The sequence below is a fragment of the Nonomuraea sp. NPDC050547 genome, from assembly GCF_044457345.1.
Lineage (GTDB): Bacteria > Actinomycetota > Actinomycetes > Streptosporangiales > Streptosporangiaceae > Nonomuraea.
On the sequence record NZ_JBITGW010000028.1, the window covers coordinates 1 to 18,484 of the forward strand.

The following is an 18,484-nucleotide window of genomic DNA, read 5'->3' on the forward strand; positions in this document are numbered from 1 at the left end:
ACGAGGATGACGAACAGGTCGCCGGGAAACCCCGCGACGATGTCGTCCTTGCCTTCGCCGAGCACGAAGGCGCCGACCATGAAGGCGGCGACGAAGGCCAGGGCGCCCATGTGAACGGGCAGGACGGTGGCGACGAGGAACACTGCGGCGAGCACGATGATCGTGATGACTTGCACCGACATGCGGGGACTCCAGCGGTCGACGTGGCGGGTTTTCCATGATGTGGAAACTTGTTTCCGCTTTGCGAGAGTATGACCCGGCTCACATGCCACGTCAAGACTTTCGCGCAGCCGGAAACCCGCATATATTCCGCATAGCGATATAAATTTTCCGTATTGCGGGAAGTTCTCATACGGCGGAACCCCCGAGAACGACGATGGCGGCACCGGTGAGCAAGACACCGATGCCGCCGTCGTCGCGGGCTCAGGAGATGCGAGTCGCCTTGTCCGCCGTTCTGCGGAACTTCGTGCCGTCCCATCGGTAGGTCTGGCTGACGACCAGGTCCGGACAGCATCTGGGGGCCCGGTCGCTGACCACCTTGCCGCGCAGGTGCACGAGCCCGTCGCGGATCGAGACCTTCATCGACGTGAAGGAACGGTTCTTGCCGAGCCGCCCGATCAGGCGGGGGGCCGAGGGTTTGGAGACTCCGTCGTACACAAAGGCGATCAAGGGGTTGCTCGCCGTCGGGCTCGGGCACGACGACACGACGACGGTCTCGCGGCGTCCGTCACGGGTGAGGTCGCCGACGGCCGCGACGCGGGCGCGCACGACGTACCAGGCGGGTTTCGGCCGCGGCTTCGGACAGTTCAGCACCGGCTCCACCACGGACGCCCAGTCGACCCGGGTGGCGGCGTCCGCCGCCGCACCATCCGTGGTGGCCGCGTTGGCGACGCCTCCGCCCAGGACCATCGTCAGGGCGGCGGCGCTCGCCCATGCTCCGAAGCGGCGGCCGATGTGCTCGGTAGATGAGTTCATAGTCACTCAGACGCGCGGACTCTTGAAGATGTTGTGGATCGCGCCGTCCAGGGCTCCCGCGCCGGGCACGCCCGAAAGGCCGGTCCGGCAGGCCGGCGGTCTCCGCCTCGATGGCCGCCCGATGATGCTGCCACCAGGGCTGCGCAGTGGGGAGAACTCGACGTAGCCCTATTGCCGAGGAGGAGCGATGCCTGATTATCAATCGCCGGGCGTCTACATCGAAACAGTCGACTCCGGCTCCCGGCCGATCGAGGGCGTGGGTACGGCTGTCGCCGCGTTCGTCGGCTTCGCGAGCAAAGGACCGAGCGAGCCGACCCTGGTGACGAGCTGGACCCAGTACACGGCCTCCTTCGGTGAGTCCTTCGCGGGAGGCCTGCTCGCCCACGCCGTCTACGGGTTCTTCCTCAACGGCGGCAGCGCCTGCTACGTGGTCCGCATCGGCGGCGACGGCGCCGCCCCGGCCCCCGCACCACAGGCGATGCTCGGTTCCTTCCGCATCGTGGCCAAGGAACTGCCCGAGGGCGACGGCGGGGACATCAGCGTCGAGGTGTCCGAGCTGCCCCAGGCCGAGGGTGAGCAGTCGCAGGAGGAAAGGTTCGCGATCAAGGTCAAGCGTGACGGCAAGGTCGAGGAGACCTTCGAGTTCCCGCCCAAGTCCGGTAAGGGCACGCTGGCGACGGCCGTCCGGCAGTCGAAGCTGATCAAGGTCGAAGAGGCGGGCGCGGAGCTGGCCAAGCTGGAGCCGCAGGCGGTCACGCTGACGGCGCCGCCCCCGGCCCCGGTGCTGCCCGCCAAGGTGACCCCGGATGTGTACATGGGGAACGAGGAGCAGCGCAGCGGCGTCAGCGGTCTCGCGGCGGTCGACGAGGTGACGATGATCGCGATACCCGACCTGATGGGCGCGTTCGAGCAGGGCGCCATCACCGCCGACGAGGTGAAGAGCGTGCAGGGCCAACTCGTCGCGCACTGCGCGAATTTGCAGGACAGGATGGCGATCCTCGACGCGCCACCCGGGCTGACCGCGGCCGACCTGAAGAAGTGGAATGAAGGTCTCGGCCTGAAGAGTATGTGGGCCACCCTCTACCACCCGTGGATCAAGGTCTTCGAGCCGCAGAGAGGGATGAGACTCATCCCGCCGAGCGGACACATCGCCGGAGTCTGGGCACGTAACGACGCGACCCGCGGGGTGCACAAGGCGCCGGCCAACGAGGTGATCCATGGCGCGATCGTGCTGGAGTCGCAGCTCACCCACGGGGAGCAGAACCTGATCAACCCGACCGGCGTCAACTGCATCCGGGTCATGCCCGGCAGGGGGATCCGCGTGTGGGGAGCACGTACCCTCGCCGACGCCAGCGAGAAGCAATGGCAGTACCTGAACGTCCGGCGCCTGTTCAACTACCTGCAGGAGTCGATTCTGGAAGGCACCCAGTGGGTGGTCTTCGAACCCAACGACGACGCCCTGTGGGCCAGGATCCGGCGTACCATCGCCGCCTTCCTCGTCATGGAGTGGCGCAAAGGCGCGCTGTTCGGGCTCACCCCGGACGAGGCCTTCTACGTCAAGTGCGATCGTGAGACCAATCCGGCAGAGAGCATCAGCAGAGGCATGGTCGTCTGTGAGATCGGTGTCGCACCGGTGAAGCCGGCCGAGTTCGTCATCTTCAGGCTGGCCCAAATGGCGAGCGGCACCAGCCTCGTCAGCGAATAGCACAGGAGATCGCAGATGGCACTTCCCGACCTCGACACCGCGGTCGCCCACTCCTTCGGCCTGGAGGTGGACGGCATCGTCATCAAACAGATCAGCGAGGTGGCCGGGCTCAAGATGGAGCAGGACGTCATCGAGCTGCGCCAGAACACCGCCGACGGCAAGTACATCGTCAAGAAGCTGCCCGGCCGCGTCAAAGCCGGCGAGGTGACGCTGGTCCGCGGCCTGACCGCCGACAACAGCTTCGAGAAATGGGCCAAAGAGGCGCAGTTCGGCCGGATGTCCAACGCCAGAAAGGGCGGCGCCATCATCGTCTACGACTACGAGAACAACCCCATCAAGCGCTACAAGCTGGTCAACGCCTGGCCGAAGAGCCTGGAGATCAGCGCCATGAAGGCGGGCGACACCAACGTGCTCACCGAGACCCTGGTCATCACGTACGAGCAGATGGAGGTCGAGTGAGCATGTGGCGATCGACGGCCGTCGCCGACCCCGCGCCGCCCGCCGGAGAAGCTGCTCCGCTGCGCACCGAGTTCCCCTTCCGGCTGCCACGCGGATACCTCGACGCCTCCGGCACCCTCCACCGCGACGGGGTCATGCGCCTGGCCACCGCCCGCGACGAGCTCATCCCCCTGCGCGACGACCGGGTACGGGAGAACGCCGCCTACCTCACGGTCGTGCTCCTCGGGCGGGTGGTCACCCGCCTGGGCGGCATCGCCGACGTGCACCCCGGGATCATCGAGAACCTCTTCGCCGCCGACCTCGCCTTCCTGCAGGACCTCTACCGCAGGGTCAACAGCGAGGGGCACGCCCGCGCTGACGTGGGCTGCCCCGCCTGCGGGCACGGATTCGCCGTCGACCTCTCGGGCAGCCGCCTGGGGGAATCGTGACCCACGCGCCGGACCGTCTCTACGGGGAGATCGCCTACGTCGCGTACCACTTCCACTGGCCGCTCGACGACATCCTGGACCTGGAGCACGCCGACCGCGAACGATTCGTGGCCCAGATCGCCGCCCTGGACGTCCGTACCTCGCAGGGCACCCCTCGATGAGATGGCCCTGGCGCGTCTCCCGCCGCCCGCGGCCGTCAGCGCCCGCCTCCTGCGCCGACTGGCAGACCTTGCCCCCCATCGCCCTTTCCATCCCCCCGCACCCCGTGCTGCTCGACCCCGCCCGCTTCGCGGCGACGCTGGCGTCCTGGCGCAACCCGTCCTTCCTGACCTTCCCCACCCACGAGCAATCCCCCGAAGCCCCCTCCGGCCTCGTCCACAACCTGGCCACCCCGATCCCGCCCCATACTCGTCGCACCACCCTGCCCCCCACACCCGCCCCCACCCCAACACCCACCGACCCCACGCCGAGCCCACGCCCCGCTTCAACACCCACCGAGCCCACGCCCGGCTCACACTCCACCCCGCCGCCCGACGAGCCCGCGCTCGCCTCACACCCCGCCCCCGCACCTGGCACCCACTCCCCCGTGACACCATCCGCTCAGTCGCCCGCCTCGCCCGAGCTCGATGTGCCTCCCGCTGCGCTCCCCGGCAGTCCCGCGCCCATCCCGCCCCGGCTCGCCCCCGAACCGCCCGCGAATGTGCCGCCCTCCCCTGTGACGCCTTCCGTGGAGCCGTGGCCCTCGACCTCTCACCCGGCGCCGACCGTGGGTCCGCGTCCTGAACCCACGCCGCCGATCACGCCACAGCCCGAGCAAGCCACGTCACAACCCGCTGATCTAGTACGGCCGATGCCGCCCGTCACCCCCGAAGACGAGCCCCTTCCCCCGCACCACACCCCCGGCTCCGTCAGCCGGCACACCCCCAAGCCCGCCACCGGTACACCTGCGGAACCCCGCAACACCTCCAAGCCCACCCCCGGTCCGCCCGCCGCACCCAACACCCGCCACGCCCCCGGGCCGATCCCCGGCGCGCCTGCCGTACCCGGAGAGGAAGCGACCACGCCGGGCGGCGATGTGCCCGCAGTCATGCCGCGACCCGCAGGCCATGCCCCTCCGTCTCGCCCGCTGGGTCTGGGCGAACCCCTCATCACCCAGCCCAGCCCACGTACCCCGGAGCAGGCCACGACCACCACCGGCGAGCGACGAACGCCGACCCGAGGGACCACCCCCGAGCCCCCCGGCGAGCACGCCGCCACACGCCAAGACGCCCCCATGCACCAGCGTTCCGGCACACACCAAGACGTCGGCACGCACCATGGTTCCGCCACGCGTCGGGACCCAGGCACGCTCGGTTCGCCATCGGCGCCGCCCGCACTGGGTTCCTTCGCACCTGGCCTCTCCGCGGATCCCAGGATCCTGCGCGGAAGCGGCACCGAGACGGACGGCGACGTGCGGAGGACGCCATGTCCGCCAGAGGACCTGCCGCCGAAAGGCCGGCACCCCAGGCACGAGCCGGGATACCGGGAACCGGCCGCGACACCGCCCGGCGCATCAACGGGCGGACCGGCACCGGAGGGTGCACGGGTACGGGCGAATGGGGCGTCCGCCGTGCACGCGCCCAGTGCGGACGCGCGGGCCGTTCAGGCGACGCGAGTCGAGTGGGAGCCCTGGGACGGGACACGGGCCGTACCGGAGGAACGGGGCGACGGGGTACGCGGGTCGCGGGCCGTACCGGAGGAACCGGGGGACGGGGTGGGCGGGACACGGGACGCATCACAAGCCCAGGGGACGCGGGACGGGCAGGAGCGGTCGGCGGGGCGGGTGGAGAGCGGTGAGGAGGGGCCGGTGAAGGTGGAAGAGCTGGTGGAGACGGTCTATGAGCTGCTCGTCCGCAGGTTGAGGGCCGATTCGCGGCTGGATCGGGAGCGGCGGGGGCTGTCCATGGGCTCGCGGTTCTGAGGGGGCGGAGATGGCGGAGGAGGAGATCGCGGTCGCGGTGTGCTACGTGCTCAAGATCGACGGCCATGATCTGGGAACGTTCGACAGCTGCGACGGGCTCGGCTGCGAGGTGGAGATGGAGGAGCGCGAGGAGGGCGGCAACAACGGGTATGTCTGGCAGCTGCCGACTCGGGTGCGGTTCTCCAACGTCCGGCTGTCCCGGCCCGTCACCGCTGCCAGCAAGGACGTCACCAGGTGGTTCGCGGGTACGGTGCACGGTGTGGCGCGCAGGACGGCGACGATCGAGGCGCGCACGCTCGCGGGCGAGCTGATCACGAGCTGGGGGCTGCGTGACGTCGTTCCGGTCAAGTGGACGGGGCCGCGGTTCGACGCCGGGACGCCCAGGCCCGCCATGGAGACGGTCGAGCTGGCCCATCACGGGTTCTTCGGACCGGGCTGGGGAGGCTGATCATGTCCACGCCTGTCGCGTTCGAGGCTTCCGCGCCGTCCGGGGTCGCCGCCCAGGGCCCGCCGCCCAGCCTGGAACGGGCCTATCTGGAGCTCCTTCATCCGCCGAGCGGCGGCTTCGGCAAGCCGGGCACCCGCTACGACACCATCGGCTTCCAGTTCAACCCGAGCGAGCTGTCGTTCACCAAGGCCGCGCGGTGGCGGCGCAGCCCTCAGCGCAACACCAGGAAGAGCGGCGTGCCCCAGTTCCAGGGCCCGGAGCCGTGCAAGCTGACGCTGGAGATGTTCTTCGACGCGAGCGACACCATGGACGACAAGGTCGTCAAGGCGGTGGAGAAGCTGTTCACCTGCGTGGTCCCCACGGACAGGACGCTGGCCAACGCCCAGTCGTGCCCGCCGTGGGTGGTGCTGCGGTGGGGGTTGCTGAACGGGTTCACCGCGTTCGTGAGCGACGTGGCGGCGAGGTTCACCCTGTTCACGCCGGGTGGCCTGCCGATCAGGGCGGTCTGCTCGGTGACGATGGAGGAGGTCGCCGGGGTCCTGCCGAAGCAGAATCCGACCTCGGGCGCGCTGGGCGCGGCCGAGGTGCACGTGGTGGTCGCCGGTGAGACGTTGGCGGCGGTGGCCTACCGCGCGTACGGCGATCCCGCCCTGTGGCGGGCTGTGGCCGAGGCCAATCACATCGACGACCCGTTGCGGCTGCGGCCCGGCACGCGGCTGCTGCTCCCGACGATCGAGGAGCTGACCAGTGGCCGCTGAGCTGTTCACCGGCGGCCTCGTGGTGGACGTCGAGGGCAGTCCTCTGCCGGAGGACGTCGCGGTGCGCCTCGTGTCGGGATATGTCGAGGACAGCGGGCATCTTCCCGACGTGTTCGTGCTGCGCTTCCGTGACGACGCCAACGTGGTGCTGAGCAAGGGCGGCTTCGCCATCGGCGCCAAGGTACGGCTGCGCGTGCAGACCTCCGATCCCGGCGGCCCCCGCCTCCTGATGAGCGGCGAGGTCACCTCGGTGGCCCTCGACCTGGCCGCGGACGGGGCCTTCGCCGAGGTCCGGGGGATGGATGAGGCACACCGGCTCATGCGCGGACGACGAGTGGCCGTATATCCGGACATGATGGTTGCGGACATCGTGCGCAAGGTGGCCCAGCGGGCAGGCCTGAAACCGGGAGAGATCGACCCGCTGCCGGGTGTCGGCGGCCGCCCCGGTACGCAGATCAACCAGGACGGGATCAGCGACTGGGAGTTCCTGTGCCGGTTGGCCCGCCGTACCGGGGCCAGAGTGCGCGTCACCGACGGGAAGCTCTCGTTCCGGCGGCCCGGACCGCCCGCCGGGGCGCCGGCGGTCACCGTGGCGGCGGGCGGCGCCCTGCTGTCGCTCCGCGCCACCGTCACGGCCGGCGGCCAGGTGCCGGAGGTCGAGGTACGGGGCTGGGACTCCGAGAACAAGCAGGAGGTCGCCGCCGTGGCCACCCCGCGCGCCCCCGAGGCGCAGGTGCCAGGCGCCGACCCGGTCGCGCTGGGCAGGCGGTTCGGGGCGCCGTCGTTGATGGCCGGCGACAGCACGTACCGCACACAGGCCGAAGTGACGGCGGCGGCCGGCGCGCTGGCCGCGGAGCTGGGCAGCGGCGCGGCCGAGCTGGAGGGTGTGGTCAGGGGCGATCCGGCGCTGCGGGCGGGCACCCTGGTGGCGCTGGCCAACGTGGGCGCGCCCTTCGAGGGGCAGTACACGCTGTCGACGACCCGGCACGCGTTCTCCGAGGTCACCGGCTACACCACCGCCTTCACCGTGTCGGCCGGACTCCCTCCCGGCCCCGCGCCGTCCGGCGGCACGGGACTGGTGCCCGCGATCGTGAGCGACGTGCACGACCCGGCGGGGCAGGGCAGGCTGCGGCTGAGCATGCCGTGGCTGGCCGACGGATACACGAGCGGCTGGGCCAGGGTGATCACGGCCGGTGCGGGGAGCGAGCGCGGAGCGGTGCTGCCCGCGGAGGTCGGCGACGAGGTGCTGGTCGGCTTCGAGAACGGCGACTTCGACCATCCGTACGTGCTCGGCGGGCTCTACAACGGCCAGGACGCGCCCCCCGGCCTGTCCACCTCGATGATCGACGCCGTCAGCGGGGAGGTGAACGTCCGCGCCCTGGTCTCCCGGGCCGGCCACCGCCTGGAGCTCGTCGACTCGGTCACCGACGGCAGCGGAGTCCTGCTCGCCTCGGGCGACGAGCGGCTGACCGTACGGCTGGACGCGCTCACCGGCATGGTCGCGATCAAGGGGGCCAACGGCGTCGCCATCGACGCGGGCAACGGGCCACTGGAACTCAAGGGCGCCCGCGTCACCATGAGCGGCCTGGCCGACGTGGAGATCAGAGGCACCCAGGTGAGGATCAACTGATGGGGTTCGCGGCACGGGTGGGCGACCCGACGGATCATCCCGGCGTCATCACCGGGCCCGGTGTGCCGACCGTGCTCATCGGCGGCATGCCGGCGGCGACGGTCACCGCGATGCACGCCTGCTCGTTCCCCTCCCCCACCACGCCGCACCCGCCGACGCCCATCGTCGGGCCCGGCAGCGTGAGCGTGCTCATCGGCGGGCTGCCCGCCGTACGCGTGGGCGACCGTGCCGGATGCGGCGCCATGATCCTCGTCGGCTGCCCGACGGTGACGATCGGCGGATGACCATGAGCAGAGACTTCATCGGGTCGGGCTGGGCCTTTCCCATCGCGGTGGACCGCACCGGATCGATCGCGCTCGTCGCGGCGGAGCGGGAGGTCGCGGAGAGCATCCGCCTCATCCTCGCCACCTCCCCCGGCGAGCGGCCGATGCGCCCCGAATTCGGCTGCGCGATCCATGACCTGGTGTTCGCGCCCGCCAACGCGGGCACGGCGGGACTCATCTCCTATGAGGTACGGCGGGCGGTCGAACGCTGGGAAGTCCGCGTCGACCTGCACGACGTCCAGGTGGGCTTCGGCCGCGCGGACGAAGGGATCCTGCTCATCGACATCCGCTACACGATCCGCGGCGACAACGACCCGCGCAACCTCGTCTTTCCCTTTTACGTCATCCCGCCGCACGAAGGAGCACGATGACGCTTCCAGCTCCCAATCTCGACGACCGGAATTTCCAGGACCTCGTGGACGAGGCCAAACGCCTGGTCCAGGAGCGCTGTCCGGACTGGACAGACCACAACGTCTCCGATCCGGGCATCACGCTCATCGAGACGTTCGCGTTCATGGTCGACCAACTGCTCTACCGCCTGAACCGGGTCACCGACCTGCACTACCTTCGCTATCTGGACCTCATCGGCGTACGGCGGTTTCCGCCGGCGCCGGCGGAGTGCGACCTCACGTTCATGCTGTCGGCGTCGAGGAAACAGCCGGTCACGGTCCCCAAGGGCACCCAGGTGGCGACCGAGATCAAGGTGGCGAAGGCGGAGGAGCCCATCGTCTTCACGACGAAGGACGACCTGCTGATCGTCCCGTGCTCGCTCACCCGCCTCTCCACCGGAACGGTCGGATCGGCTCCGGTGAACCAGAGCGACGCGCTCGCGGAGGGGACGGGCGTGGACTGCTTCTCCCGCTCCCCCGGCCAGGGCGACGCGGTGTACTTCGGGCTCTCGAACGCCGTGCCCGGATGTGTGGTCAGCCTCACGTTCGCGTGCGCGCTCGCGGGGCCCGGAATCGATCCCCGCGACCCCCCTCTCGAATGGCAGTACTGGGACGGGAAGGCCAAGGACTGGGTGTCCTGCGAGGTGGCCGGTGACACCACGGGCGGGCTCACCCAGGACGGCGTGGTGAACGTGTGCGTCCCGGGCGGCCACGTGGCTTCCGTGGTGGGCGAGCAGCGGGCGGGCTGGCTCCGGTGCCGGGTGGTGGAGGCGAGGGACGGCCGGCCGTCGTACACCGCCTCACCACGCGTCATGGCGGTGAGCGCGAGGACCATCGGCGGTACGGTCGCGGCCTTCCACGCCGACGTCGTGGCGGACGAGATCGTCGGCGTGGCGGAGGGAGTTCCCGGGCAGCGGCTCACCGTCCAGCGCCCGCCCATCCTCGCCGACGAGCGGATGGTGGTGCAGGTGCACGCGCGTGACGGCACTCAGGAGTGGACCGAGGTGAGTTCCTTCGCCGCGTCGGGACCCGCCGACCGGCACATCATGGTGGACCGGGCGGCGGGCCAGATCGTCTTCGGGCCCGCGGTGCGGCAGAAGGACGGCTCGCTTCGCCGGTACGGCGACGTGCCGGAGAAGGGCGCGTTCATCCAGGTGCCGTACTACCTGACCGGCGGTGGGTCCCGCGGCAACGTGGCGCGCAAGATGCTGATCGTTCAGCGCGAGCCGGTGCCGTTCGTGAAGTCGGTCATCAACGGCAAGCCCGCCATCGGCGGTGTGGACGGTGAGTCGGTGGCCAACGCCGCCGCCCGGGGCCCGTTGCAACTGCGCATCAGGGATCGCGCCGTCACCGCCGAGGACTACGAGGAACTCGCGCGGGAGGCCGCACCGGAAGCGGCGCGGATCACGTGCGTGACCGCGTCGGATCAAGCCGATCAAGGGGTCCGGGTGCTGGTGGTACCACGAGTGGACGCGACGAAGATGAGCTTCGAGCACCTCCAGCCCTCCAAGGAACTGGTCCGAAAGATCGGGCTGTACCTGGACGAACGGCGCTGCCTGGGTGCCCGCGTGCTCGTCGAGCCGCCCTATTACCAGGGCGTCACCGTCGTGGCCAGGTTGAAGGGCAGGTCGGGCTCGGAACGCGAGGCGGTGCGCACCCAGGCCGTGTCCGCCCTCGACGCCTACCTCAACCCGATCATCGGTGGTCAGTTCGGCACCGGCTGGCCGTTCGGCCGCATGGTGCAGTCGGGGGACGTGCACGCGGTGCTCCAGCGGGTCCCGGGCGTCGAACTCGTCGAGGACATCCAGCTGTTCGAGGCCGATCCGGTCACCGGGGACCGCGGCGAGCCCACCCAGCGCATCGTCCTGGAACCGGACGCCCTCGTCTTTTCCTACCGCCACCAGATCAGGGTGGGGGACTGAGCGATGCGCAAAGCGGTCAGCCACCTGGCGAGTGCCCACCCCATGGGCGAGCAGCTACCGGCCATCTTCGCCGTGGGCAAGGCCCAGAAGCTGACGCAGGCGCTGGACGAGGTGCTCGCCCCCGTCCTCACCACACTGGACTGCCTGGACAGTTACCTCGACCCCGCCCTCACGCCCACGGACATGCTCCCGTGGCTGGCGGGCTGGGTCGCGATCGGCTTCGGCGGGCAGATGACCGAAAAACAGCGGCGCGCGCTCGTGGCCGATGCCGTGTCGCTGCACCGGGGGCGCGGCACCCTGAACGCGTTGACCAGGCTGGTGAAAACCCTCACCGGCATCGACGCGCGGGTCACCGACTCGGGCGGCGTCGGCTGGTCCACCCGGCACGGCGGCTACCTGCCCGGTACGGACGAGGCCGTGGTCACCATCCACCTGCCCGACGAGACGGAGGTCGACCGTCAATGGCTCCAGGACGTGCTCGAACTGGGCGTACCCGCGCACGTCAGCGTCCGCATCACCATTCTCAACCCGCCGGGCTGACCTTTGACGGAAAAGTGCCTCCTGAAGGTTTCAGGAGGCACTTTCCACGTCACGGGCAGGCGTTATGCGTCCAGGTGCACATTCCCGGTGGATAGCGCCGCTGCACCAATATGGCGTTGATGTTGGCCACGAAGTTGTCCATGATTGCCGCGACGTCCTCCGGCGAAGGCGCGGCGACCTTGAGCGAGCGCCAGGAACGCCCGTTGAACCGCACGCAGACGTCGAATACCGGAAGTTCGGTGACGTCCGCTCCCGCTTCCGGAAGTTGCTGAGGGAGTTCCAGATCGGGGAGGGTCTCCAGGTCCGGTTCTGTCATGTTCTTTTCCTTGCCGTCAGAGGGTGAAGACGCGGATGCCGACGCGCGTGCCGCTTGAGTCGGTGTCGTGAACCAGGGAAATGGCGTAGTCGCAGTCGCCCACGGGCGAGACCCCGTCGGCCCGTGTCGGGAAGCCGCTGAACTCCACCCAGCCGACGCTGCTGTCGCCCTCCTGCCAGGTCAGCGAGGCCTCGCCGACGAACCGCCCGCTGCCCTCCGGATCGGAGACGACGAACGTGCAGGTGTTGCCGTCGCCCCTGTCGTTCTCGGCGGAGATCTGAACCGTCAGCGGAACACCGGGCGTGGCCAGTGCCTTCCCCGACACGGGGAATCCGTTGCTGACATTGAACGAGCTGCCCAGCCCGGAGGATGTGGTGTCGGCGATGGCTCGCACCGACACATTCATGGTGGTTCCGACGCTCAGTGTCGCCATTTTCTGCCCCCGTCGAATTCGTGTGCGTCAGATGGGACGATAAGATCCGCTCCCGCGAAGCGCCAAAGACGTCCGAACGATCATGCGGTAAAGGTTTGTTGGCCGAACTCTGGCGACGCCCAGAGCGACGCGGGCATCTTCGGAATGCTGGATATGCGATTTTCGTAGGTATCCGCCTTGCCCGATCGAGCGGGCGCCGAATGGAGATCGGATGGAGCGTATCCAGGTGGTCGTGCGGGCCCACGACCCCATCTCCCGTGCCGGGGTGCTGAGCCAGCTCAGGCAGCGACCCGAGGTTGAGATCTTGGAGACGGAACGCCCGGAGAACGCACACGTCGCGCTCGTGGTCGCCGACTCCGTGTGCCAGGAGACGCTGGGCGTCCTGCGCACCCTGCGCTGCCACGGTGACCTCCGGCTGGTGGTCGTCGCCGGGACCGTGGACGACTCCGGGCTGCTCGCCATCGTGGAGATCGGGGTGTCCGGCGTCGTACGGCGGGCCGAGGCGAGCCCCGAGCGACTCGTCTCCGTGATCCGCTCGGCCACCACTGGCGGGGGCACCATGCCACCCGATCTCCTCGGCAGGCTGCTCGCCCAGGTCAGCCGGGTTCAGGGCGACCTGCTCACCCCACGCGGCCTGAACTTCTCCGGCCTGGCCGAGCGCGAGGTTCAGGTGCTGCGCCTCATCGCCGAGGGCTACGACACCGCGGAGGTCGCCGCCGAGTTGGCGTACTCGCAACGTACGGTGAAGACCGTCCTGCACGACATCACCACCAGGCTCCACCTCCGCAACCGCGCGCACGCGGTCGCCTACGCCCTGCGCAACGGGCTGCTGTGAGCGGGCAGGACGGTGTGATCGGCGAAGCCGACGACGCGCTGCGCGAGCTGATCCGCCGGGGAGCGCTGTCCGGCTCCAAGACCGAGGTTCTCCTCAGCGCGCCCGGCCAGGAGCCATCGGCCGAGGGCGCGGCTCCCGCGGTGCACCTGCGCCTCTACGACATCCGCGAGGACCTGGGCAAGCGACGGCAGGGCATGATCAACGAAACCAACGCCGACGGCGCGGTCACCGCGAGGCACCGCCCTCCCCGGTACGTCAGCCTGTCGTACGCGGTGACGGTCCGCGCGCCGGAGCCGGAGGAGGAGCACCGGCTCCTGGGCACGATTCTGCGCGCGCTCCTCGCCCACGACACCGTCCCGGCCGACCACCTGACGGGCTCGCTGGCCGAGCTCGGGCTCCCGGTCGCGCTGGTGGCCGCCCATCCGCCGCAGGAGGACCGCGCTTTCGCGGCCGCCTCGGTCGCGGGGGCGCGGCCGTTCGTCAATGTCGTGATCAGCGCTCCGATCAAGCCGGAGACGCCCGGACCCGTCGCGCCACCGGTACGCAAGCCGCTCGGAGTACACGCGGAAGAACGCCACGGCACCGAAGGACCGGGATGAGTATCAAGTGCACGAACTGTGGCGACGTCAACCCGGACCGCACCAGGTTCTGCGTCCAGTGCGGCGAGTACCTGGCCTGGGACAAGCACGGCGGCGGGCCGGAGGACAACCGCCTGCCGCAGCCCGCCGAGCCGCGCCCGCCCGAGCAGCACGCGGAACTCGTCGCCGCGCTGTCCGAACGATCGGTGTCCGTCACGCCCGGTGAGCAGGCGTCGACGACCGTGACCGTGCGCAACAGGGGCACCCGGGTCGAGCGGGTCAGCGTCGGCGTCAAGGGGGACGCGGCGGCGTTCGCGACCGCCGAGCCCGACGAGCTCGTGATCCCGCCCGGGGACACGGCCACCTCCACGATCGTGTTCGACCCGCCGCGGTCCTCGTCCGTCGCCGCGGGCACGGCCGAGTTCACCGTGCTGGCCCGCTCCCTGGTCACCAGGGGCGTCTACGCGACCGCGGAAGGCACGTGCGACGTCGGCGGCTTCGACGACCTCAGGGTCGACCTGACTCCCGGGATCACCCGGGGCCGGTGGGCGACCCGCCACTCGATCACCTTCGACAGCCGCGGCAACCTGGCCCACCGGGCCCGGCTGCGCGCCACCGACGAAGAGGAGGCGTTGAGCTTCCGGATGCCGGTGTCCAATCTGCTGATCGACGCCGGCCGTACCGTGGTGCCGCTGCGTGTGTCCGCGCGCCCGCCCTTCACCGGGAAGCCGGCGGAGATCCCCTTCTCCGTGACGGCGAGCCTGGACGACGGCGAGAAGTCGTTCCGGGTCGACGGCACCCGGGTGGTGCTGCCGCTGATCCCGTCATGGGCGCTGAAGACCCTCATCGTGGTCCTTGGACTGGTCCTCATCGCCGTCGCCGCGATCGTCGTGATCAACGCGTTGCGGCCGGCGCCGGAGCAGAGGCCGGCGGTCACCGCCCAGGGGCCGTACTCCGCCGGAATCGGCACCCTCACCGACGGGTACGCGTCGGTCGCGGTGAACGGGCTGTCCGACCAGGCGAAGATCTTCGTGACCTCCGACCTGTCCAAGATCGGCGAGAAGGCGGCCAATCTCGGTCAGCCGCGCACCCGCGCGGAACTGCCCACCGGGTCCCTAGGCGTGACCGGCCGCGACGGCGGCTCCTTCGCGGTTCAGCCGATCGACGGGGAGAGCGTGGAGGGGATGGCCTTCGACTACCTCGTCGTGAAGCAGTCCAGCGGGACCATCGGCGGCATGCCGTTCGAGGCGGGGTCGGGGTCGCTCCCGCAGGGGGAGACCAGCCTGGACGTACCGGCGGCCGCGGCCACGAGCGACTCGGTGATCCTGCTGACCGTGGAGCTGAACGGGCCTGCGGATCAGCCGATCACGGGTCTCAAGGTGGACGCCAAGAACGACGGCGCCTTCACGGTCGCCACCCTCGACCTGTCGCCGGCGCCCGTGGACGTCGGGTTCAACTGGATCGTCCTCGACTCCGGCGACCCCGCATCGGCCGGGGTGAGCTCGACGGACGCCGTGAGCGGCAGCGGGGACCCGGTGCGCATCAGTTCGCCTCTCGCGGACGGTTCCGGGATCATCCTGCTCACCACGGACGCCGCGCACCGGGGGCTGGCCGGTGTCGCCATGTCGGGAGTATGCGTGGGCGGTCAGGGCGACGGCGAGTTCACGGTGGAGTGGTTCTCCGATCGGATCACCGTTCTGCCCACGGACTTCGACTACCTGATCGTCCCGAAGAAGTGACCCCGCGCGTCCGTGCGTCCTGAAGGGCGGTGAACTCTGCCCTCGGGACGGCCTGATGTGCGCTGGCCGCCGCCACCGCCCGGGTGGCAGCCTCCTGCTGACGACTGTTTTCAGGGGGTATGAGGCCATGAATAACAGGATGCGACTCACGTCCGTTTTTGCAGCCGTTTGTGTGACCTTGGCCGGCGCACCACCGGCCGCCTCGACGGTACTCGCCTCCCCCGCACCCGACACGACCCCGGAGGCCGAGCCCAACGAGGAGCCGAAGATCGAGCCCTACCCGGGACCGGATGGGCCGTCCTCTCCGGGAGAAGAGTCTCCTCCTCCTCCGCCTCCGCCTCCGCCTCCGCCTCCGCCTCCGCCTCCGCCAGGCAAGGTGTCCCCGCCCCCACCGGAAAAGGTGTCCCCACCCCCGGAATGGAGCCCCAGGCCCCGCCCCCGCACCAGCCGGCCCCACGTGGCGCCCGCGGGCTGCGACATCCTGCCGGCCACCGGGCCCGGTAGCCGCAAATGGATGGCCGACCAGCAAGTGGTCGCCGCCATGTCCGGCATTCCGGAACTGTCGACCTTCGTCTCGGCCATCAACCAGGCGTCCTACGCCGCCACCTTCGACACCTCTCGCGACATCACCGTCTTCGCACCGGTGAACGATGCCTTCGACAAGCTCCCCGAGGGGCGGCTCGACACGTGGCTGGGCGACCGCGAGGCGCTCATCAGCCTCCTCGGCTACCACGTGGTCCAGGGCCGCAAGACCCCGGCGGACCTGGCCGACGACAAGCTCACCACGAGGCAGACCGGCACCATCACCGCCCAGACCAGCGACGGCACGATCACGCTGAACGGCGAGGCCGAGGTGACGTGCCCGGACATCAAGACGGCCAACGCGACCGTCTACCTCATCGACACCGTCCTGGACCCGCCCAGCTAGGTGACGACCGTCTTCCCTGGCCGGCCCGCACCCACCAGGGCTACCCGGCGAGCCAGAACCTCCCCCGTGCTCACCCCGCCGGGTCAAGGGGAGCTCGCTGAGCGGCCTTCCAGGGTGCGAAGGTCACGGCCCTGTTGCAAGGCGCACTGGCTCTTGCTAGCTTTCCACGCGAGACTTCTCACCGCGGGCTCACGCCTCGCCAACCAGCTTCTTCGGGCCCCGACGGCCGCGGAAAAGGTGGGAGTCGTTCCACACCTGGAAGAGAGTATCTCTGCGATGGTGCTGGCAGTTTGGCGAGCCGTGAACGGGCCGACGACCTTCCTTCGGAGCGCGCGGGAACCCGTGTCCCGCCCTTAGCGCGACCGGTTTCACGTTCTCCCCCTCGCGGCGTTCCCCGCCGCCGAGCAGAGATCCACGACCGGTCGCGAGCCCCGGGCCCGCCACCGCGACGAACAGTCCCTCCCGCGCGAGCACCGTGTGGCCATGACCGGTACTTCCGTGTTCATGGAGGTCAGACAGCATGACAGAAACCCCTTCGGCCACGCGGCGACCGTGGCTGGTCCTCGGCGTCTTCTGCGCCGGATTCTTCATGGCGCTGCTGGACGGAACCATCGTCAACATCGCCGTGCCCACGCTCATCAGCGACATCGGCGCCTCGTACCACCAGATGCTGTGGGTGCTCGACGCCTACCTGCTGGTCTTCACGGTGCTGCTGATCACCACCGGACGGCTCGGGGACATCTTCGGCTACCGGCGGCTGTTCCTGATCGGCACCACGCTCTTCACCGTGGCCTCGGCCCTGTGCGGCCTGGCCGACAGCGGAGGCTGGCTGCTGGCCGCGCGGGTACTGCAGGCCGTGGGTACGGCGCTGCTGTTCCCCCAGGTCATCTCCACGATCCTGACGATCTTCCCGCCGGAGCTGCGCGGCCGCGCGTTCGGCGTCTTCGGGGCGGTCGCGGGCCTGGCCCCGGTCGCCGGGCCGATCGTCGGCGGCTTCATCCTCGCCCACCTCGGCTGGTCCTGGATCTTCTTCATCAACATACCGATCGGCGTGATCACGATCATCCTGACCCTGGTCCACGCCCCGCCGATGCGCTCCGGGGGCAGCCACAGGCTCGACCCGATCGGTGTGGCCCTGGCCACCGGCGGGCTGACCGGCATCGTCTTCGGCCTGGTCGAGGGTGAGCGCTACGGCTGGGGGCCCATCGCCCCCGTCATCGTCGCGGGCATCGTGCTGCTGGTCCTGTTCGTGCTGTGGGAGAGCCGCGGGAAGAGCGAGCCGTTCATTCCCATGGCCCTGTTCGCCGCCCGGGGCTTCTCGGTCGGCAACGGGGTCGGCTTCCTCTTCTACGCCGGCATGATGGCCATCCCGCTCGTCATGGTCCTCTACCTGCAGACGGCCCGCGGCCACACCCCGCTGGAGACCGGCCTGATCCTGCTGCCCGGCGCCGTTCTGACCGCTCTCACCTCTGCCCGCAGCGGGCGGCTGTCCGACAGGTTCGGCGGCAGGTACATCCTGATGGCCGGGCTGGCCACGCTCGCCCTCGGGCTGATCGTCCTGGCCGTCACCACCGGCCCGCACAGCACCGCCTGGAGCGTGCTCCCCGGCCTGATGATCATCGGCCTCGGCAACGGCGCCACGTACGCCCCTCTGCAACAGGTCACGATGGACGGCGTGAGCCCGCGACTGGCCGGTGCCGCCTCCGGCGTCGCGAACACCGTCCGCCAGATCGGCAGCGTCGTGGGCCTGGCCGTCCTGGGCGCCCTGCTCTCCGCCCGTCTCAACGCCACACTCCAGAATGACGCCGTACGGCAGGCCGCCCGGCTGCCCGAGCACCTGCGCGACGCGTTCACGACCGCCATCAGCGACGGCGCCCGGCGCTCCAGCCCGCCCAGCCCACCCGCCGGCCTCAGCCCCGCTGAAGCCGCCCTCTTCCAACGCCTTGGCGACGAGGCCTTCGCCACGAGCTTCACCAGCGCCATGCACACCACCCTGCTGGCCACCGCCGCCGTCCTCCTCGCCGCCACGGCGTCCTGCGCGCTCCTGGCGAAACGCCGAAAGGACGACCCAACCGTTTCGAAATCAAAATCTCAAAACTAATTTTGAGACAGCGGTAG

General features: G+C 69.9%; 20 protein-coding genes and 1 pseudogene. 17 read left to right on the plus strand and 4 right to left on the minus strand.

Annotation, left to right across the window (positions count from 1 at the left end):
- Together ACIBHY_RS49005 and ACIBHY_RS49010 are read right to left on the minus strand one after the other, a co-directional pair.
- Positions 1 to 182, minus strand: a pseudogene (locus ACIBHY_RS49005) (hypothetical protein); the annotation flags it as partial.
- Positions 183 to 423: 241 nt separating this feature from the next.
- Positions 424 to 975: a hypothetical protein gene (locus ACIBHY_RS49010; RefSeq protein ID WP_397310395.1), complete on the minus strand. Its 552-nt coding sequence runs from the start codon at positions 973 to 975 to the stop codon at positions 424 to 426.
- Positions 976 to 1,162: 187 nt separating this feature from the next.
- Between ACIBHY_RS49010 and ACIBHY_RS49015 the strand changes: the two genes are divergently transcribed.
- The 12 genes from ACIBHY_RS49015 (at position 1,163) to ACIBHY_RS49070 (ending at position 11,537) form a co-directional block, all read left to right on the plus strand.
- Positions 1,163 to 2,680: a phage tail sheath family protein gene (locus ACIBHY_RS49015; protein WP_397310396.1), complete on the plus strand. Its 1,518-nt coding sequence runs from the start codon at positions 1,163 to 1,165 to the stop codon at positions 2,678 to 2,680.
- A 15-nt stretch (positions 2,681 to 2,695) separates the two neighbouring features.
- Positions 2,696 to 3,139: a phage tail protein gene (locus ACIBHY_RS49020; RefSeq protein WP_397249121.1), complete on the plus strand. Its 444-nt coding sequence runs from the start codon at positions 2,696 to 2,698 to the stop codon at positions 3,137 to 3,139.
- Positions 3,136 to 3,567, plus strand: a complete 432-nt coding sequence (locus tag ACIBHY_RS49025; RefSeq protein WP_397249119.1) for a hypothetical protein — start codon at positions 3,136 to 3,138, stop codon at positions 3,565 to 3,567. The genes ACIBHY_RS49020 and ACIBHY_RS49025 overlap by 4 nt, the downstream gene beginning before the upstream one ends.
- The gene (locus ACIBHY_RS49030) at positions 3,564 to 3,728 is read left to right on the plus strand and encodes a DUF6760 family protein (protein WP_397249116.1); all 165 of its coding nucleotides are present in this window, start codon (positions 3,564 to 3,566) and stop codon (positions 3,726 to 3,728) included. The genes ACIBHY_RS49025 and ACIBHY_RS49030 overlap by 4 nt, the downstream gene beginning before the upstream one ends.
- Before the next feature lie 1,448 nt (positions 3,729 to 5,176).
- Complete coding sequence (locus ACIBHY_RS49035; protein ID WP_397249114.1) at positions 5,177 to 5,527, plus strand: hypothetical protein; 351 nt, start codon at positions 5,177 to 5,179, stop codon at positions 5,525 to 5,527.
- 10 nt (positions 5,528 to 5,537) lie between these two features.
- Complete coding sequence (locus ACIBHY_RS49040) at positions 5,538 to 5,975, plus strand: phage tail protein (protein WP_397249112.1); 438 nt, start codon at positions 5,538 to 5,540, stop codon at positions 5,973 to 5,975.
- A 2-nt stretch (positions 5,976 to 5,977) separates the two neighbouring features.
- A complete protein-coding gene (locus ACIBHY_RS49045; RefSeq protein WP_397249110.1) occupies positions 5,978 to 6,733 on the plus strand; it encodes a LysM peptidoglycan-binding domain-containing protein in 756 nt (251 codons plus the stop codon).
- Positions 6,723 to 8,363 carry a VgrG-related protein gene (locus ACIBHY_RS49050; RefSeq protein WP_397310397.1) on the plus strand — a complete coding sequence of 547 codons (1,641 nt, stop codon included), beginning with the start codon at positions 6,723 to 6,725 and terminating at the stop codon, positions 8,361 to 8,363. The genes ACIBHY_RS49045 and ACIBHY_RS49050 overlap by 11 nt, the downstream gene beginning before the upstream one ends.
- On the plus strand, positions 8,363 to 8,647 hold the full coding sequence (locus ACIBHY_RS49055) for a PAAR domain-containing protein (protein WP_379610807.1): 285 nt from the start codon (positions 8,363 to 8,365) through the stop codon (positions 8,645 to 8,647). The genes ACIBHY_RS49050 and ACIBHY_RS49055 overlap by 1 nt, the downstream gene beginning before the upstream one ends.
- Positions 8,644 to 9,057, plus strand: coding sequence for a GPW/gp25 family protein (locus ACIBHY_RS49060; RefSeq protein ID WP_397249106.1), 414 nt, complete (start codon positions 8,644 to 8,646; stop codon positions 9,055 to 9,057). The genes ACIBHY_RS49055 and ACIBHY_RS49060 overlap by 4 nt, the downstream gene beginning before the upstream one ends.
- Positions 9,054 to 10,997 (plus strand): putative baseplate assembly protein, encoded by a 1,944-nt coding sequence (locus ACIBHY_RS49065; protein ID WP_397310398.1) that lies wholly within the window; start codon positions 9,054 to 9,056, stop codon positions 10,995 to 10,997. Before ACIBHY_RS49060 ends, ACIBHY_RS49065 begins: the two co-directional genes overlap by 4 nt.
- 3 nt (positions 10,998 to 11,000) lie before the next feature.
- Positions 11,001 to 11,537 (plus strand): phage tail protein I, encoded by a 537-nt coding sequence (locus tag ACIBHY_RS49070; protein ID WP_397249102.1) that lies wholly within the window; start codon positions 11,001 to 11,003, stop codon positions 11,535 to 11,537.
- Positions 11,538 to 11,586: 49 nt separating this feature from the next.
- Here ACIBHY_RS49070 and ACIBHY_RS49075 read toward each other — a convergent pair whose 3' ends face one another.
- Both ACIBHY_RS49075 and ACIBHY_RS49080 read right to left on the minus strand, forming a co-directional pair.
- Positions 11,587 to 11,853: a hypothetical protein gene (locus tag ACIBHY_RS49075; RefSeq protein ID WP_397249100.1), complete on the minus strand. Its 267-nt coding sequence runs from the start codon at positions 11,851 to 11,853 to the stop codon at positions 11,587 to 11,589.
- 16 nt (positions 11,854 to 11,869) lie between these two features.
- Positions 11,870 to 12,247 (minus strand): hypothetical protein, encoded by a 378-nt coding sequence (locus tag ACIBHY_RS49080; protein WP_397249098.1) that lies wholly within the window; start codon positions 12,245 to 12,247, stop codon positions 11,870 to 11,872.
- Positions 12,248 to 12,497: 250 nt separating this feature from the next.
- Here ACIBHY_RS49080 and ACIBHY_RS49085 point away from each other — a divergent pair, with 250 nt between their 5' ends.
- From ACIBHY_RS49085 to ACIBHY_RS49105, 5 genes are all read left to right on the plus strand, one after another.
- Complete coding sequence (locus ACIBHY_RS49085; RefSeq protein WP_397249096.1) at positions 12,498 to 13,121, plus strand: LuxR C-terminal-related transcriptional regulator; 624 nt, start codon at positions 12,498 to 12,500, stop codon at positions 13,119 to 13,121.
- Positions 13,118 to 13,720, plus strand: coding sequence for a DUF4255 domain-containing protein (locus tag ACIBHY_RS49090; RefSeq protein ID WP_397310399.1), 603 nt, complete (start codon positions 13,118 to 13,120; stop codon positions 13,718 to 13,720). The genes ACIBHY_RS49085 and ACIBHY_RS49090 overlap by 4 nt, the downstream gene beginning before the upstream one ends.
- A complete protein-coding gene (locus ACIBHY_RS49095; RefSeq protein ID WP_397310400.1) occupies positions 13,717 to 15,438 on the plus strand; it encodes a hypothetical protein in 1,722 nt (573 codons plus the stop codon). Before ACIBHY_RS49090 ends, ACIBHY_RS49095 begins: the two co-directional genes overlap by 4 nt.
- Positions 15,439 to 15,952: 514 nt before the next feature.
- Positions 15,953 to 16,366, plus strand: coding sequence for a fasciclin domain-containing protein (locus tag ACIBHY_RS49100; RefSeq protein ID WP_397249090.1), 414 nt, complete (start codon positions 15,953 to 15,955; stop codon positions 16,364 to 16,366).
- A 520-nt stretch (positions 16,367 to 16,886) separates the two neighbouring features.
- Positions 16,887 to 18,467 carry an MFS transporter gene (locus ACIBHY_RS49105; RefSeq protein WP_397310401.1) on the plus strand — a complete coding sequence of 527 codons (1,581 nt, stop codon included), beginning with the start codon at positions 16,887 to 16,889 and terminating at the stop codon, positions 18,465 to 18,467.
- The last annotated feature ends 17 nt before the right edge of the window (positions 18,468 to 18,484 follow it).

Excerpts from the sequence above, each read along its gene's own strand:
- ACIBHY_RS49010 (WP_397310395.1), bottom strand. The coding sequence starts at position 975 with ATGAACTCATCTACCGAGCACATCGGCCGCCGCTTCGGAGCATGGGCG.
- ACIBHY_RS49015 (WP_397310396.1), top strand. The coding sequence starts at position 1,163 with ATGCCTGATTATCAATCGCCGGGCGTCTACATCGAAACAGTCGACTCC.
- ACIBHY_RS49020 (WP_397249121.1), top strand. The coding sequence starts at position 2,696 with ATGGCACTTCCCGACCTCGACACCGCGGTCGCCCACTCCTTCGGCCTG.
- ACIBHY_RS49040 (WP_397249112.1), top strand. The coding sequence starts at position 5,538 with ATGGCGGAGGAGGAGATCGCGGTCGCGGTGTGCTACGTGCTCAAGATC.
- ACIBHY_RS49045 (WP_397249110.1), top strand. The coding sequence starts at position 5,978 with ATGTCCACGCCTGTCGCGTTCGAGGCTTCCGCGCCGTCCGGGGTCGCC.
- ACIBHY_RS49055 (WP_379610807.1), top strand. The coding sequence starts at position 8,363 with ATGGGGTTCGCGGCACGGGTGGGCGACCCGACGGATCATCCCGGCGTC.
- ACIBHY_RS49060 (WP_397249106.1), top strand. The coding sequence starts at position 8,644 with ATGACCATGAGCAGAGACTTCATCGGGTCGGGCTGGGCCTTTCCCATC.
- ACIBHY_RS49065 (WP_397310398.1), top strand. The coding sequence starts at position 9,054 with ATGACGCTTCCAGCTCCCAATCTCGACGACCGGAATTTCCAGGACCTC.
- ACIBHY_RS49070 (WP_397249102.1), top strand. The coding sequence starts at position 11,001 with ATGCGCAAAGCGGTCAGCCACCTGGCGAGTGCCCACCCCATGGGCGAG.
- ACIBHY_RS49075 (WP_397249100.1), bottom strand. The coding sequence starts at position 11,853 with ATGACAGAACCGGACCTGGAGACCCTCCCCGATCTGGAACTCCCTCAG.
- ACIBHY_RS49085 (WP_397249096.1), top strand. The coding sequence starts at position 12,498 with ATGGAGCGTATCCAGGTGGTCGTGCGGGCCCACGACCCCATCTCCCGT.
- ACIBHY_RS49095 (WP_397310400.1), top strand. The coding sequence starts at position 13,717 with ATGAGTATCAAGTGCACGAACTGTGGCGACGTCAACCCGGACCGCACC.
- ACIBHY_RS49100 (WP_397249090.1), top strand. The coding sequence starts at position 15,953 with ATGGCCGACCAGCAAGTGGTCGCCGCCATGTCCGGCATTCCGGAACTG.
- ACIBHY_RS49105 (WP_397310401.1), top strand. The coding sequence starts at position 16,887 with ATGACAGAAACCCCTTCGGCCACGCGGCGACCGTGGCTGGTCCTCGGC.